This window comes from Paraburkholderia sp. JHI2823, assembly GCF_038900695.1.
Lineage (GTDB): Bacteria > Pseudomonadota > Gammaproteobacteria > Burkholderiales > Burkholderiaceae > Paraburkholderia > Paraburkholderia mimosarum.
In genome coordinates, this window is the sequence record NZ_JAYMRY010000010.1 from 198,761 (window position 1) to 213,903 (window position 15,143).

The following is a 15,143-nucleotide window of genomic DNA, read 5'->3' on the forward strand; positions in this document are numbered from 1 at the left end:
TCAACGCGCGGCGGCAATGACGGACCTGGCTTGAGGGTTGGGTTGGGCGGCAACGCCCGCGGGGCGGCCCGTATCGGCTGAAATGTCGACATAGCCGCCCCCCAGCGCGGATGCCAGAGCGATCTGCTGATCGCGGCGATCCATCTTCAGGTTCGCGATGGTTTCGTCGGCGTTCAGCGCCGTGACGTCGGCGTTGAGCACCGTGAGCTGACTGGTCAGGCCGCCCTTGTATTGCGTGAGCGCGAGCTGGTCGGCGTCGCGTGCCGCCTGCTGCGCGGCTTGAGCATCGACGAGCTGCGCGTCGCTCGAGCGGATCTGCGCCAGGTCCGTGGCCACGCCGCTCAGCGCGCCGATGAGCGTCTGGTCATAGGCAGCCACCGCGTAGTCGAACTCGGCGTAGCGGCCCTTCAGCTGCGCACGCAGTTCGCCGCCGTCGAAGATCGGCAGATGGATCGCAGGGCCGACCGACGCCGTGCGGCTCGCGGCGCTCAGGAAGCGGCCGAAGCCGAACGCGTCCAGACCGATCGCGGCGCTCAGGTTGATGTCCGGATAGAACTCGGCCTTCGCCTCCTTGACCTCGTGCGTGATCGCGTCCACGCGCCAGCGCGCCGCGACGATATCGGGGCGCCGGCTCACGAGATCGGCGGGCAGGTTGTCCGGCAAACGCACCTCGTCGCCCACGCCGAGCGTCGGGCGCGTGATCGCGAGCCCGCGGTCGGGGCCCTTGCCCATCAGCGCGGCCAACTGGTAGCGCGTCGTGAGAATGCTGCCGTCGAGCGCGCTCACCCGCGAGCGGCTTGTCGCCAGGTTCGCCTGCGCGGTCTTGCGTTCCACCTGCGTGTCGAGGCCCGTTGCGATGCGGCCCGCCGTGATGCGGTCGATCTGCTCGCGGCGCGCGACTTCTTCCTGCGCGATGTCGCGCAAGACGTAGAGCCGCGCCAGCTGGTTGTAGGTGCGCGCGATCGAGGTATCCAGCGTGAGCTTGACCACTTCCTCGTCGGCTTCGGCCGCTGCCGTCTCCGAAACGGCCGCGCGCAGCGCCTCGCGATTCTTCCCCCACAGGTCGAGATCGTAGGAAGCCGTGAGCAGGCCCTTGTTTTCGGTCTGCCACGAGCCGGCATACGGTGGCGGAATCAGCGCCGTGCTGCTGTACTGCTGGCGTGTGAGCGTGTAGCTCGCATCCACGCGCGGCAGCGTGCCTGCCTTTGCGGTTTCGCTATAGGCCTGCGCCTGCGCCACGCGCGCTTTGGCCTGCTCTACCGTAGGGCTGCCCAGCAATGCTTCCGCAATCAGCGCCTTCAGCTGCGCGTCGCCGAACTGGTCGACCCAATCGGCGGACGGCCAGTGCCCCTGCTCTTGCGGCAGGCTCTGCGTCGTCTCGTACTGTTGCGGCTGGGCCATCTGCTTGTCGCTGTGGATGCCCGCGTAGTTGGCGCAAGCCGCCAGCGTGGCCAATGCGATCGCCGATACACCCCGCTTCAGCGTATGGGCACCGATGCTTGCTTTATAAATCTGCGATTTCATTTTCTGACCTGTCAGATTAATTGGCAAAAAAAAGTGCGGCACTACCGCCGCACCGTTCAGTCGTCCGTGAACTTGCGAAGCAGGCGGTTCAGTTCGGCAAACTCCGCCTTCGTGAATTTGCGCAGGCGCGCGTTCAGCACATGCGGGGCGATTTCCGGAATCTGCGCCGCCGTTTCCAGTCCCTTCGCAGTGAGGTTCAGATTGACCACGCGGCGGTCGTCTGCGTCGCGCGAGCGCGCCAGCAGGCCCTTGGTCTCCAGCTTGTCCAGCATGCGCGTCATGAGGCCCGTATCGATGCCGAGCAGCTTCGACAGTTCGAACGGCGTGGTGGCCACACCCTGCTCCAGCGAAAGCAGAATACCCATTTGCTGGCCCGTGATATCAAGGTCTTTCAGCGCCGCGTCCATTTCCGCGACGACCAGATTGCGCGCCTTGACGATCCTGAAGCCGACACTCTCCGTGAGCATGAAATTCCTCGTCGTGTAATGGTCCATCGAGACATCCTCCGTGTTGAACGCCACAATATCTGCATTATCAGATACTGTCAAGAAAAAACACGCGAGACTCATTTGCCCTCTGAACCCGGTTGAACTGCAGAATTCAGTGTCCGCCAGCGCCTGCGGCGCCAGCGCCAGCGCCTTTGACCGGTCTCGTTACCCAGATCAGCGGGATGATGACGACGAAGATCACCGCCGATATCCAGAAGATGTCGTTCAGCCCGAGCATCGTCGCCTGCTCGTTGAGCGAGTTCGCGTAAAAGGCCGTGGCCTTGGGAATGCCGCCGCCCAGCGTTGCCTGAAGGTGCGCAATGGCGCCGGTGAAAGCCGGATTCTCCACGCTCGTTTGCTCGGCCAGCCGCGCATGATGGAGGATCGTGCGGTCGTTCCAGGCATTGCTCATGAGCGATGTGCCGACCGCGCCCGCGAAAATGCGCACGAAATTGGACAGGCCCGCGGCGGCCGGAATCTCGTCGGGCCGCAGACCCGAGAGGATGATGCCGGTGAGCGGCGTGAAGAAGAGCGCCGTTGGAATGCCCTGGAGCAGCGTCGGCAGCATCAGCGTCCACGCATCGACGCCGGTCGTGTAGTTGGAGCGCATGAAGAACACGGCGGCGAAGCCGGCGAACGCCAGGGTGGCGAGCACCCGCAGGTCGGAGCGCGGCATGACCTTGCCCATCACGGGGGCAAGGATCACGGCGAATATGCCCAGAGGCGCGGTAACGAGCCCCGCATCAACCGCGCGATAGCCGAGAAAGCCCTGGATCCACTGCGGCAGGATCACGAGGTTTGCAAAGAAGATCGCATACGCGACGGAAATCGCAACCGTGCCGCCGAGGAAGTTGCGTTTGGCGAACAGCCGCAAATTCACGATCGGTTTTTCTTCAGTCAATTCCCAGATGAGGAAAAATGCGAAGCTGACGGCGGCGACGATGGTGAGCGCCCAGATGACTGGCGAGCTGAACCAGTCGAGGTCCTTGCCTTTGTCGAGCATGATCTGCAACGGCGCGACCCAGGCGATGAGCGAAATCAGCCCAACCTTGTCGATGGGCAGTTTACGTGCCGGCGACTCGCGGTCGCGATAGACCGCCCAGATCACAGCGGCGGCGAAGAGGCCGACCGGCACGTTGATATAGAAGATCCACGACCAGCTGTAGCTGTCGGTGATCCAGCCGCCGAGCGCGGGGCCCGCGATCGGTCCGACCGTTGCGGTCATCGCCCATAGCGCGAGCGCGTTCGAACTCTTCTCCTTCGGGAAGGAAGCGAGCAGCAAGGCTTGCGATAAGGGCACCAGAGGCCCCGCCACAGCGCCCTGAACGATCCGGGCGACGAGCAGCGTCAGCAGGTTCGGGGCCATACCACACGCCGCCGACGAGAGCACGAACAGCAGGATCGCCCAGACGAACAGCTTGACCTGGCCGACGCGCTGCGTCAGCCACCCGGTCAACGGAATGGACACTGCATTGGCCGCGGCGAAGAGCGTGATGACCCACGTGCCTTCGTCGATCGACACGCCGAGGTTGCCGGAGAGCGTGGGAATCGCGACGTTTGCAATCGACGAATCCAGCACGTTCATGAAGGTGGCGAGCGCCACGGCGAAAGTGCCGAGTGCGAATTTCGCGCCGGTCAGCGTGGCCGGCCCGCCTGGGTTGGTCGATGGATTCATGTTAGGTTTTCTCGTCTGGATGCGAATGGCCCGTCAAGCACGGGTCGTTATCTGACATGTCTGATAATTGGGCAAAAAAAACCGCCCTAGCCATGGAGCAGTCTGGAAAGCAGCGTGCTCAACGCGTCGAAGTCCGACTTCGAGAAGAGCGAGAGCCGCTCGCTCCAGGCGCCGGGGGCAACGTCTGCGTTGCGGGCCGCGACCGAGCGGCCCTCCCGCGTCAGTGAAACGTCCACGAGGCGCCGGTCGGTGCCATTGCGCGTGCGCTCCACGAGCCCGCTGGTTTCGAGCTTGTCCAGTACACGGGTCATCCGAGCGGGGTGGACGCCAAGCAGCTTCGCCAATGCCGCCGGCGTTTTCGCGCTCCCGCCGGCCAGCGTCAGCAGAATGCCGCGTTCCTGCAGGTTCAGTCCGGCGTCCTTCAGTCCTGCCCTGAGTTCGGTGGCCATCAGGTGGTGCGCCTGACCGAGCACGGACACCAGCTTTTGAGTCCGCTCGAAATCTTCATTGACGGGACCGCTCATCGATTGCCCTCCTGGATATCTGATGGCGAATATATCTGACATTGCAGATGTGTGCAAGGAAGTTTCCGAGGCTGCACGAGACGGGCCGGCGCCTCGATGCAACGCCCAACCGCCTTCTGAGCGCAACGCGATACACCGCGTAAAAAGTGATGTGACCGGCAAGCGATAATCGACGCCGATCTTCACAGCTATATTGTTTCGGCAGCGTTTTGATCCGTGAAGTGCGGAACGCAGGATCGACGCACTCTTTACTCAGGAGAATCGAAGCATGACTGACAAACCACTTACACTGGGCATCGATCATGTCGGACTGACTGTGCGCGACCTGAATCTCACGCGCGACTTCTTCGTGAATTGCCTGGGCTGGAGACAGGTCGGCGAAAGACCCAGTTATCCGGCGGCGTTCGTTTCGGACGGTCACGTCATGTTGACCCTCTGGCAAGTGACCGATCCGAGCCGCCTGGTCGAGTTCGACCGCAAGACCCATGTGGGCCTGCATCATCTTGCCTTGCGGGTAGGCAGCGAAGAAGCACTCAACGATATCTTTTCGCGCGTGTCCGCGTGGCCCGGCGTGAAAATCGAATTTGCGCCGGAAAACCTCGGGCCGGGGCCGAAACGCCATACCATGGTGTACGAGCCCGGGGGGATCAGGCTCGAATTCGACCACGATCCGCGCATGCAAGCCTCCTAGCTTCGCAGACAACCGCGATGAGAGTTCACGCGGTAAGGCCTGCCAAAATTACTCAGTTATCCAAATCGACAAAAACGCCATTCGAATGACCTTTCCCGCCGTGCGCCGTCGCCCGCCGCTTGCTCTCATTTGTTCCTGCGACTCACAACTGTTTGTCCGCGTCCTGTATTCAAACGGGCGGCGTGGATGCGTAAATTGGTCGTCATCGGAGCAGCAAGCCCGATCAGAAACAGAGTCCAACTTACTTCGAGGTTCATATGAGTCAAGCCCCCAAAGTCATCGTGATCACCGGCGCATCGCAAGGCATTGGCGCCGAAACCGCCAAGGCATTCCGCGCACTCGGCCACAAGGTGGTCGCGACGTCGCGCAACATCAAACAGAGTGACGATAGCGATCTCGTCGCGGTGGCGGGCGATATCGCCGATCCGGCTACGGCGCGCCGCGTCATCGAAACAGCGGTCTCGCGCTTTGGCCGTGTCGATACGCTCATCAACAACGCGGGCATTTTCATCGCGAAGCCGTTTACGCAATACACTGCGCAAGACTACGCTGCGATCAAGGCCACCAACCTCGACGGTTTCTTCCATATCACGCAGCTCGCCATTGCAGAAATGGAAAAGCACGAAAGCGGCCACGTCGTCACGATCACGACGACGCTCGTCGATCATGCAATCGACGGCGTACCGTCGGTGCTGGCCTCGCTGAGCAAGGGTGGTCTCGCCGCTGCAACGCGCTCGCTGGCGATCGAGTATGCCAAGCGCGGCATTCGCGCCAACGCGGTCTCGCCCGGCATCATCAAGTCGCCGATGCACGCGCCCGACACCCACGCCGCGCTCGGCGCGCTGCATCCGATGGGGCATATGGGCGAGATGAGCGACATCGTCAACGCCATCCTCTATCTCGACTCGGCACCGTTCGTGACGGGCGAAATCCTCCACGTCGACGGCGGCCAGGTCGCCGGCCACTAAGTGCGCACTGTAACGACCACCATCGAGGAAAGCGAAATGCCGATCGTCACAATTCAGGTTACACGCGAGGGGACGCGCCCCGGCACGGATTCCGTCACGGCGGAAGAAAAGGCCCAGCTCATCAAGGGTGTGAGCCAGCTCCTGCTCGACGTGCTGAACAAACCGCTGGAGGCGACTTTCGTCGTCATCGAAGAAGTGCCAACGGAAAACTGGGGATGGGGCGGCCTGCCTACCGACGTCTATCGAAGACAGAAGGGACTCATCAAGTAAACGCGCGCGGCCCGCTCGAGAGCGGGCTTTCGCGCGCCAATGCACCGGTTGCATGGTGGCGCTATCAATCTTCATCTGAGGCCTCGCATGAACACGGACGAAGGACTTCGAACACGCTCGCGCAATCGCAGCGCGAACGCCGGCGCAGCGGCGGGCAACAAACGCGCCGCGCGCCCGGACCCATGGGAGCAGACACTCCTGTTGCTCGACAGGCTGTGCGCGGCGGAACCCCACGCACAGAACACGACCCCTGCCGAACTCATACCCGGCCCGCGCATTGCCGAGCCCCACCGCTACGACGGAAGGTGCCGCAAAATCCGGCCAGCTCGCGATGCGACAGACGCTGTATCCAGCGCAGCCGTCGTCACGCTCCTCGACCGACTCTCCCCCCGAACCGTTGCGCTGCGCTGGTGCTCCGCGTCATGCCACTACGGCTATCAAATCTGGGTCTGCGCAAAAGCACGCCGGGCCGGCGTGTGCGCAGTGAGCGGCAAAGCGATCCGCCGCGGCGATATCATCTACCGGCCCTATACCCGCACACCAGTCTTTCCCGTGAACGTGAACGCCATGATTCACCTTGCTGCTTTGGCTTGATGGAAGTCCAGAAGACTGATTCGGCACGCCATGGGCGTTGACCGGAATTCTCTACAACCTTGCGTAAACGCTTTCAAGGAGAACGTCATGAAGATTCTGATGGTTTTGACTTCGCACGACGAGCTGGGCAATACGGGACGCAAGACCGGGTTCTGGCTCGAGGAACTCGCCGCACCGTACTACGTGTTCAAGGACGCAGGCGTTCAGATCGTGCTCGCGTCGCCCAAGGGGGGCAAACCTCCGCTAGACCCCAAGAGCAACGAGCCGGACTTTCAGACCGACCTGACACGCCGCTTCGAAGGCGACCCGGCAGCGTTGGCGGATCTGGGCAACACGGCGAAGCTCAAGGATGTCGCCCACGACACATTCGACGCCGTCTTCTACCCCGGCGGCCACGGGCCGATGTGGGATCTCGCTGAAGACCGGGACTCCATTGGCCTGATCGAGCGCACGATCGCAGCCGGCAAGCCCGTCGATCTCGTCTGCCACGCGCCCGGGGTACTGCGGCACGTGAAGGGTCCCGATGGCAAGCCGCTCGTCAACGGCAAGTCAGTGACGGGCTTTACGAATAGCGAAGAGGAAGCGGTTGGGCTGACCAAGGTGGTGCCGTTCCTCGTTGAAGACGAACTCAAGGCAAAAGGCGGCAACTATTCGAAGGGGCCCGACTGGCAGCCGTATGTGCTCGAAGACGGGCTGCTGCTCACCGGTCAGAATCCCGCGTCGTCGGGGCCGGCCGCAAAGGCATTGCTGCAGATGTTGAGCAAGCGTCACTGAGTTCTGCCCTCGCGCCGGAAAGTGGCGGCTACCCGGCGCGGGGGCCGCCCGGTTGCCGTATTTGGCACGGCCACGCGGTTGGCCAGATCGATGACGTGGACGCTCTGGGGCGAACCGTCCAGTGGAACGAGGAGAATATTGAACATGGCTGCGCATGCCCGTCGAAGACTCGATTGACATCAGCCTGTCATCGTCACCGGGAGAGGCGTCGCGCCGTGGTGGCGCCGGGGTTCCACGAACTCCTTAAGAGGCTCTCCGTAACTGGCAAAAAGGCAACATCCACATTGCAGAATGTACGTGTGCCCTGTCAGCCGAAATGATCGAGCGAATCGCGGAACCAGCTCGTCGCGTGGTCGTGCCTACACCTACCCCACACGATCGGATCACCGCGAGCCTTGCCAACACGCCATTCGGTCACCTGTTCACCGATCACTTGGCGCGAAGCAGGGAAATCTTGTCGACGCGGATTATCGGCCACTGGCGGCCCCAATCCTGCCGTGAATGATGCGTCGGAATCAAGCGCCCATGGCGCTTGAACAAGACTGGGTTAGTGCGCACCCTTCAAGCCGGCATCTTGCGAAAGGAAATCGCAAACCGATTCCAACTGTTGATCACCGAAATGAGCAGCGTCAGGTCGACCATCTCCTCATCGCTGAAATGTGGCTTGACGGCCTCCCAAACCACTTCGGGCACGTGGTCTTCCGAGACGAGCGTGACCGCTTCCGTCCATTCCAGGGCGGCGCGCTCGCGGTCCGTGAAGAACGGCGTCTCGCGCCATACGATCACGGCAGCCAGTCGGCGATCGGTTTCCCCACCCTTGCGCGCATCAGTTGCGTGCATGTCCACGCAAAAAGCGCATCCGTTGATCTGCGACGCGCGCAAGCGAACCAGTTCGACAAGGGACTTGTCAAGCGACGACTTTCCGATCTGCTCTTCCAGTGCGAGCAGGGCCTTGATTGCGTTCGGGTTGGCCTTATAAAAGTCGAGACGTTGTTTCATGAAGTGCTCCTTGAGAATATTTAATACGGAATACGAATTACGCATCCTGACGAATTAATCGGCGACTCCTCGTAAAACTCACGCGGTGCTTCCTTGTCGACTTTGTTGGGGGCAAAATTTCTTCACACAATTTCACGCGGTCGGTGTCGAATTGCGCGAACATTGCTGGCTGGCTTCTTCGTAAGGCGCGTCGGATCGTCAAGCCTGCATACGGGCATCCAGAGCGTCTCAGTGCTGCGGTGGTTTGACATCCATGGCAATCCGGCCCGCAGGCAGAAAAGTGAGCGAGATGACCGCTCCGCCCTTGACCTCGGGAAAGTGGTGGCTCCCGGGTGCTGGCGCTGTCCAGCCGCCATAGCACCACCCGTTCGGACCTGCAAGCGCCGCGCCTTCATTGAGCGGCACCACCAGATTGATCTCGCCATACGGGTGCAAATGATAGTTGGCTCGGAAACTGCCTTCCGGGTTGTTCTGGGTGTTATCCGTGCTGTCCATCAGCACCGCTGTGGCGCTGAAGAATAGCGTCTCCGCGCTGGGCATGACGATTTGTGAGCGACGATAACGCGAACCAGCGACCTCAGTGTCGGCCGCCCAACCCTCCTTCACGCCGAGGGCAATCAGTCGCGACAGGTCCCTGTACAACCCGCTATCAACGGCATATTTCGTATTCAGCCATTGCTCGACCTCACTGCCCGTGGTCATGTTCTGGACCTCCTGCAGCAAGGGAATAAAACAGGCGACAAGTTCGTCCCGGCTGGTTGCAGACTGGGTCTGAGACATTGTGGATATCGCTCCTAAGTGCGCCGAGGGGCGGCAACGATTTGGAGCAGCCATTCTTGCTCACCGCGCCCGGTCAATCCATAATCAATCGACCGCATTTTCTATTGCATCGTACAAAATTCCATGGACCCGCTTTCCGATGTGCTGTCTCTGCTGAAGGTCAAGAGCGTACTGTCGGGCCGCCTTGAGGCTGCTGGGCCATGGGCCTTGCGATTTCCCGCCTATCGCCATGTGAAATTTGGGGGCGTCATCAAGGGCGCTCGATGGGTATGGATCGAAGGCGTCACTGAGCTCGCGAAAATGGAGGAGGGAGACTTCTGCCTCCTCACCGACGGATTGCCCCACTGTTTCGCGAGCGATCCCGGCGTGCAATTGCAAGACGGGGAGAAGGTGTTTGCCAGTCACCGCGGTGCGGACGGGATTGTTCGCTATGGACGGGGCGACATGTGCACGATTAGCGTTGGAGGGCAGTTCGAATTCGACGGAGAAATGAGCGGTCTGCTGCTCAATTCCTTGCCTCCGCTTGTTCTCATTTCTGCGGCCTCCCCGGATGCCAGGTCGTTGAGTGCAGCCCTCGAATTGATCAGGACAGAGACGGAATCAGTCCGGCCAGGAGCAGCAGCAATGGCCGGCAGCCTCGCGAATATTGTGCTGGTGAACATCCTGAGGGCGCATCTTGCCGCGAACCCGCGGCCAACTGGCTGGCTAGGCGCGTTGTCGGATCCAAGGATCGGCTCCGCGCTCAGGATGGTGCATGAAGACATTGCTCATCGGTGGAAGGTGGACGAACTGGCGTCGAAAGTCGGCATGTCACGGACTGCGTTCATTGAGCGCTTCAAGGATCTCGTCGGATTGCCCCCACTGGAATATCTGATCCGCTGGCGCATGACGATTGCGATGGACACCTTGAAGACGGGCAACGACAATCTAGCGAGCATCGCCGCGGCCGTCGGCTATGCATCCGAGACCACCTTCAGTTCGACCTTCAAAAGAAGGTTTGGTCAGAGACCCAGCCGGTTTCGCTCGGGAGCGCGAAGCAAGATTTGAATTCCTCGGGCAGTTCTACGTGAGCCTGCAGACCTCTTCGAGAATCTTTGGGATGGCAACATCAAATTCATGTCGCCGCGCTTCAAGGCACGCATGTCCGCCGTTTGAGTTCGAAGCCAATGCGGTGCACACATCGTGTCGAGGTTCTTGTGTTGATAGCAGCCCATGCCACCTCGCTTGCCGAAAACGCCGTACTAATGTGCCATGAGCCAACCGATCTCTACGCCGCGGCGCCTTCTTTGCTTGCTCTGGTGGCTTTCGCAAGCATCCATCTCGCAGCTGCTACTACCCTTCTTCCGCGAGCGAGGACTTCTGCCGTTGAAAGGCCGGAACACTATGGAACCTGACCGACTTGCTACGCGCGCAACTCGGCCAGAGCAGTGAAGCGGACTGGGATTTACGTCAGGAATGTAGCGGACTGCCGACGGTGGAGGCACGCGACCGCCAAGCGGTAGCTTCTCGCATCAGCGAACTCGCAGTCATGAAACTGCACCAGTCATGCACCTACTGGTGATAGTTGTCCGCTGAGCATCCACATACGGACGCCCGGAGGCGATGGCGCTTACTGGCACGTCGGCTTTCGGTCGCGACATGGGATGATATCCTTACGGCGTTAGCGTTTGTTTCGCGCTGGAAGAATCTGCTCCCAGTCCAATCAGCCACTCTTTCACCGTGGCACCGATTAATTCCGGATGGTCTTCCTGGAAGTAGTGAATTCCCGCTCCAAGATCAACAATTTTGCAATCCTTAATGTTTTTTGCAAAACGTTTGGTCACAGAAGGCGATACCAAGGCGCCCGGTGTCGCTGTAAAAAGCAGCTTCGGGTAAGAAGACTGCGCTAGCGCACGGTGTGCGGTTTCCAGGGTCGAGTACACATCTGCTGGTTGCCCCGCGATCGGTAGCTCGTTCGGAAAACGCCAGGTGGGTCGGCGTGACTCGGCAGTGGGGAATGGTGCGCGATAAACAGACATCTCTTGATCCGTGAGTTTGCGCATCGTTGCTCCGGGAAGAATCTTCTCCACAAAAGCGTTGTCTTCCAGGATCATCTGCTCGCCCACTCCCGGTGTCCTGAATTTCTGGAAAGTCTCCCGTGCATCCGGGTGGAAATCATCCCATGTCGGCATTGGCCAAATGAACTCCATGAAGGCAAGCCCGCGCATGAACTCCGGCCGCCGATCTGCAAGGTGAAAGGCCAAGGCGGTCCCCCAGTCCTGCGCCATTACAAATGCTGATGAGATTCCCACGTTGGCGAGAAACGCGTCCAGGTATCTGACATGATCCGCAAATCGATACTCGATGTCTGGCTTTCCCGATTGACCGAATCCAATGAGGTCCGGTGCGATGCAGTGCGCGACGGGGGCAACCAGCGGGATGATTTTCCGCCATATGTACGACGAGGTTGGGTTGCCGTGCAGAAAAAGCGCGACCGCTGCATCCGGGTTTCCCGCTTCCCGATAGGCCATGGTGGAACCGAGGACATTCACATGGGGCAGTTCAACATCAAAAAGCGTTGTCATTTGTGCTCCTTGAATATGGTCTGAAATACGATGTTCTTGAAGCGGTCGAGTGCGGCAGGTCCACGTTCGACCTTCATACGGAGAATCGCACCTTCCCATGAGGCAAGAAGAAATTCCGCGAGATCGACCGGATCAAATGCTGAATCAATCTCGCCTTCAACTTGAGCTTCTGCGATGCACGACGCAAACGGACCGCGCCACTCCTGGAATATTGCCTCCAGCCTTCCGCGCAAAAGTTCGCTCCGTGAAACGGTCTCAAGGCTGAAGTCGCCGATCAGACAGCCGCGATTCCAATCGTCGTCCGCTAGAACGCCGCTGATGATGTCGAGATACCGTTGCAGCCGCTTTCGAGGTGTCAGGGCTACGTCGCATAAAGCTTGCTTGACGAGCTCTTTTGTATGCGCGAAGTAGCGGTTGAGCACCTCTTCTGCAAATGCCTCCTTGGAGCGAAAGTGATTGGTGAAGGAGCCGTGCGGAGCCCCCGCCGCTGCGCAGATGTCGCGCACGCTCGCCCCCTCGTATCCCGTCCGGAGCATGACTTTGAGGCCTGCATTCAGAATGTCTTCACGAAATGATGGTTTGCTCATGTCGGCAATACAGTCGTGCGTATTGAAGTCAAACTATAGTCGTGCGTATTCTGATGTCAAGTTGCATTTGCGGACGACCCGAGACGTCGGCTCATGTTCGCCCATTTAACGATCGAGCGCGTCAATACGGCGTACGGAACCACATACCATGCGCCGGACGAAGGCTTCGCTGATCTACCGGCGGACCACGAAGCTGCGGGCGGTGCAACTGCTGCTCGGACATTCCAGGTTGGAAAGGACAGTGCGCTACCTCGGCCTTGAAGTCGACGATGCCCTCGAGATGGCGGAGCAGACAGAAGTTGGATGAAATGATGGTCGGCGAGCGGTCGCTTGCCGGCTAGAATTCGCCAGCAGGCAGGACCCGGCCAAGAGCGCGCGTTCACGACGTCGGACTGAAGGGCCGATATGCGCGTGGAAGTGATCGTCGACAACACCTACCCAACCTTGGCGTTTAGCGACGAGGACGGCCTCGCTAACTAGCCGGGCCGCTTGGCGCTTCCCGTTGGAAGCAACGCGACGGATTTGTTCCCGCCGGACACAAGTGTTCTTCTGTTGGAGGCGTTTACCCAAATGCCTTGCTTCCACACAATCGCTTCAACTACCGCGAACTACGGTTTTCGGTCGGTCAAGGCGGTAACGATGTGAGGCTCGCCAACTGCGGGGCTGCATAGGCGGCTCAATTGGGCAATTGTGAAAGTGTTTGCCCGTATATTGCTTTGCTGCGGCATTCATCGCTCCCGGCTATTCGTACCTATTGCAGATTGGAGCTTGTATGCAAAACGATATCCTTCCCCAAACTCCGTCGCGCCGTCGTTTTCTTGGTGTAGCAGCGGCGGCCGCTGTTGCGGGCTCATTGAGTCAGTTTGCTTTCGCAGAAACGAATCGAGCCATCACTGAAGTTGCACAGCCGATCGGCGGTGACAAGACCGCTATTCGTCCCCTTCGCGTACATGCGCCGGAATCCCAACTCAGCGAGTTGAAAAGGCGTATCAAGGCAACCAGGTGGCCTGAGCGGGAAACGGTTACTGACGCGTCGCAAGGCGTGCAGCTCTCGACGATGCAGAACCTCGCACGTTATTGGGTGACAGATTATGACTGGCGCAAACTCGAAGCGAGGCTGAACGCGCTGCCGCAGTTCGTCACCGAGATCGATGGCCTTGACATTCATTTCATTCACGTTCGTTCGAAAGAAAAGGATGCGTTGCCGATCATCGTCACGCACGGGTGGCCCGGCTCGATCATCGAGCAGTTGAAGATTGTCGATCCGCTGACCAATCCGACGGCCCATGGCGCGACTGCATCGGACGCCTTCGACGTAGTGATTCCGTCGCTCCCGGGCTACGGGTTTTCAGGCAAGCCGACAACGACTGGCTGGGATCCTGTTCGTATCGCACGGGCCTGGGTCGTACTGATGAAGCGCCTCGGCTACACGCGATATGTCGCGCAGGGCGGCGATTGGGGAAATGCGGTCACGGAGCAGATGGCCCTGCTGGCGCCGCCGGAACTGCTCGGCATTCACACCAACATGCCAGCTACCGTACCGGACAACATTGCGGAGGCACTCAAGTTTGGCGAGCCGGCGCCAGCAGTGCTCTCAGCCGACGAGAAGCACGCGTACGATCAACTCGACTATTTCTATAAGCACGGCCTTGGCTACGCATTGGAGATGGCAAATCGTCCGCAGACACTGTATGGGATTGACGATTCGCCTGTGGGCCTTGCGGCGTGGATGCTCGACCACGATGCCAGCAGCCAGGCACTCATCGCACGCGTGTTTCACGGTCAGTCCGAGGGGCTTACGCGAGACGACATCCTCGACAACGTCACGCTCTATTGGCTCACGAACACGGGAATTTCTTCGGCGCGTCTGTATTGGGAAAACAAGCTCAACTTTTTTGCCCCGAAGCACGTCGCCATCCCGGTCGCCGTCAGCGTCTTTCCGGATGAGATCTATGCCGCCCCGCGAAGCTGGACCGCGAAAGCGTATCCCAAGCTGGTTCACTACAACCGTCTCCCCAAAGGCGGACACTTTGCGGCCTGGGAGCAGCCGCAAGCCTTCTCGGAAGAGGTTCGCGTGAGCTTCCGTTCGCTGCGTTGAACGCAAAGGCGCGGGCGGCGCCGTCGAGTGCCGCCCGCAGCCAGCGAGCATGAATCGGAGGTCTCCACTTACGGCAGAACAGGAAACCGCCGGCAGCAACTTTCAGGATCTCGACCAAGACATGACTTCAACGCATCTAGAAAGATAACTATTCTTGTGTTGATAGCAGCCCATGCCACCTCGCTTGCCTAAAATGCCGTGCTCTGTGCCACGAGCCAACCGATCCCTATACCGCGGCGCCTTCTTTGCTTCGTCTGATGGCTTTCGCTAGCCGCCGTCTCAGAGCGGCCACTACCATTCTTCAGCGAGCGAGGACTTCTGCCGTTGAAATGGCCGGAGCACTCTGGAACCTGACGGACTTGCTACGCGTACAACTCGGCTTGGGCCGACACTCACGGTTCGACGTTTGTTAGACGGCTCTGAGTTCCGTTGCTGCTATTCGGACGTCCACGACCGCGAATGTCGGGTTGTCTCTGCTGTGTGCGTATTTCGGATGAACGTGACCGGCCGTTTCGGGATCGTGACCGGCGATTTCGGCAACGTGACCGGTCATTTCGGGAACGTGACCGAGCGGACCGGACGGCAGGATTGGCGTTGCGCATGACAT

At 60.0% G+C, this 15,143-nt stretch carries 16 protein-coding genes and 1 pseudogene; 8 read left to right on the plus strand and 9 right to left on the minus strand.

What is annotated here, in order from left to right; all coding sequences use genetic code 11:
- The 4 genes from VSR34_RS14445 to VSR34_RS14460 form a co-directional block, all read right to left on the minus strand.
- The gene (locus tag VSR34_RS14445) at positions 1 to 1,524 is read right to left on the minus strand and encodes an efflux transporter outer membrane subunit (RefSeq protein ID WP_342962751.1); all 1,524 of its coding nucleotides are present in this window, start codon (positions 1,522 to 1,524) and stop codon (positions 1 to 3) included.
- Positions 1,525 to 1,580: 56 nt separating this feature from the next.
- Positions 1,581 to 2,018, minus strand: a complete 438-nt coding sequence (locus tag VSR34_RS14450; protein ID WP_028210862.1) for a MarR family transcriptional regulator — start codon at positions 2,016 to 2,018, stop codon at positions 1,581 to 1,583.
- Between the two features lie 106 nt (positions 2,019 to 2,124).
- Positions 2,125 to 3,687 (minus strand): DHA2 family efflux MFS transporter permease subunit, encoded by a 1,563-nt coding sequence (locus tag VSR34_RS14455; protein WP_028210861.1) that lies wholly within the window; start codon positions 3,685 to 3,687, stop codon positions 2,125 to 2,127.
- Between the two features lie 86 nt (positions 3,688 to 3,773).
- Positions 3,774 to 4,211 (minus strand): MarR family transcriptional regulator, encoded by a 438-nt coding sequence (locus VSR34_RS14460; protein ID WP_028210860.1) that lies wholly within the window; start codon positions 4,209 to 4,211, stop codon positions 3,774 to 3,776.
- Between the two features lie 268 nt (positions 4,212 to 4,479).
- Between VSR34_RS14460 and VSR34_RS14465 the strand changes: the two genes are divergently transcribed.
- The 5 genes from VSR34_RS14465 to VSR34_RS14485 all read left to right on the plus strand — a co-directional run bounded on the left by VSR34_RS14465 (position 4,480) and on the right by VSR34_RS14485 (position 7,508).
- Positions 4,480 to 4,902: a VOC family protein gene (locus VSR34_RS14465; protein WP_028210859.1), complete on the plus strand. Its 423-nt coding sequence runs from the start codon at positions 4,480 to 4,482 to the stop codon at positions 4,900 to 4,902.
- A 257-nt stretch (positions 4,903 to 5,159) separates the two neighbouring features.
- Positions 5,160 to 5,870 carry an SDR family oxidoreductase gene (locus VSR34_RS14470; RefSeq protein WP_028210858.1) on the plus strand — a complete coding sequence of 237 codons (711 nt, stop codon included), beginning with the start codon at positions 5,160 to 5,162 and terminating at the stop codon, positions 5,868 to 5,870.
- A 36-nt stretch (positions 5,871 to 5,906) separates the two neighbouring features.
- Positions 5,907 to 6,140 (plus strand): 4-oxalocrotonate tautomerase family protein, encoded by a 234-nt coding sequence (locus tag VSR34_RS14475; RefSeq protein ID WP_018442101.1) that lies wholly within the window; start codon positions 5,907 to 5,909, stop codon positions 6,138 to 6,140.
- A gap of 87 nt (positions 6,141 to 6,227) precedes the next feature.
- Complete coding sequence (locus VSR34_RS14480; protein WP_155836798.1) at positions 6,228 to 6,734, plus strand: DUF3331 domain-containing protein; 507 nt, start codon at positions 6,228 to 6,230, stop codon at positions 6,732 to 6,734.
- Positions 6,735 to 6,821: 87 nt separating this feature from the next.
- On the plus strand, positions 6,822 to 7,508 hold the full coding sequence (locus VSR34_RS14485) for a type 1 glutamine amidotransferase domain-containing protein (protein WP_028210857.1): 687 nt from the start codon (positions 6,822 to 6,824) through the stop codon (positions 7,506 to 7,508).
- A gap of 561 nt (positions 7,509 to 8,069) precedes the next feature.
- Here VSR34_RS14485 and VSR34_RS14490 read toward each other — a convergent pair.
- Both VSR34_RS14490 and VSR34_RS14495 read right to left on the minus strand, forming a co-directional pair.
- Positions 8,070 to 8,507: a carboxymuconolactone decarboxylase family protein gene (locus VSR34_RS14490; RefSeq protein ID WP_028210856.1), complete on the minus strand. Its 438-nt coding sequence runs from the start codon at positions 8,505 to 8,507 to the stop codon at positions 8,070 to 8,072.
- Between the two features lie 228 nt (positions 8,508 to 8,735).
- The gene (locus VSR34_RS14495; protein ID WP_028210855.1) at positions 8,736 to 9,287 is read right to left on the minus strand and encodes a DUF4863 family protein; all 552 of its coding nucleotides are present in this window, start codon (positions 9,285 to 9,287) and stop codon (positions 8,736 to 8,738) included.
- A gap of 123 nt (positions 9,288 to 9,410) precedes the next feature.
- Here VSR34_RS14495 and VSR34_RS14500 point away from each other — a divergent pair, with 123 nt between their 5' ends.
- Positions 9,411 to 10,334, plus strand: a complete 924-nt coding sequence (locus VSR34_RS14500) for an AraC family transcriptional regulator (protein ID WP_342962752.1) — start codon at positions 9,411 to 9,413, stop codon at positions 10,332 to 10,334.
- A gap of 605 nt (positions 10,335 to 10,939) precedes the next feature.
- Here VSR34_RS14500 and VSR34_RS14505 read toward each other — a convergent pair.
- Both VSR34_RS14505 and VSR34_RS14510 read right to left on the minus strand, forming a co-directional pair.
- Positions 10,940 to 11,851, minus strand: coding sequence for a haloalkane dehalogenase (locus VSR34_RS14505; RefSeq protein WP_342962753.1), 912 nt, complete (start codon positions 11,849 to 11,851; stop codon positions 10,940 to 10,942).
- Positions 11,848 to 12,438: a TetR/AcrR family transcriptional regulator gene (locus VSR34_RS14510; protein ID WP_028210852.1), complete on the minus strand. Its 591-nt coding sequence runs from the start codon at positions 12,436 to 12,438 to the stop codon at positions 11,848 to 11,850. Before VSR34_RS14510 ends, VSR34_RS14505 begins: the two co-directional genes overlap by 4 nt.
- Positions 12,439 to 12,580: 142 nt before the next feature.
- Between VSR34_RS14510 and VSR34_RS14515 the strand changes: the two are divergent.
- Positions 12,581 to 12,745: pseudogene (locus VSR34_RS14515) on the plus strand (integrase); the annotation flags it as partial.
- 465 nt (positions 12,746 to 13,210) lie between these two features.
- Positions 13,211 to 14,536: an epoxide hydrolase family protein gene (locus VSR34_RS14520; RefSeq protein ID WP_028210850.1), complete on the plus strand. Its 1,326-nt coding sequence runs from the start codon at positions 13,211 to 13,213 to the stop codon at positions 14,534 to 14,536.
- A gap of 409 nt (positions 14,537 to 14,945) precedes the next feature.
- Here VSR34_RS14520 and VSR34_RS14525 read toward each other — a convergent pair.
- On the minus strand, positions 14,946 to 15,143 hold a 198-nt coding region (locus VSR34_RS14525; RefSeq protein WP_342962754.1), incomplete at its 5' end, for a hypothetical protein.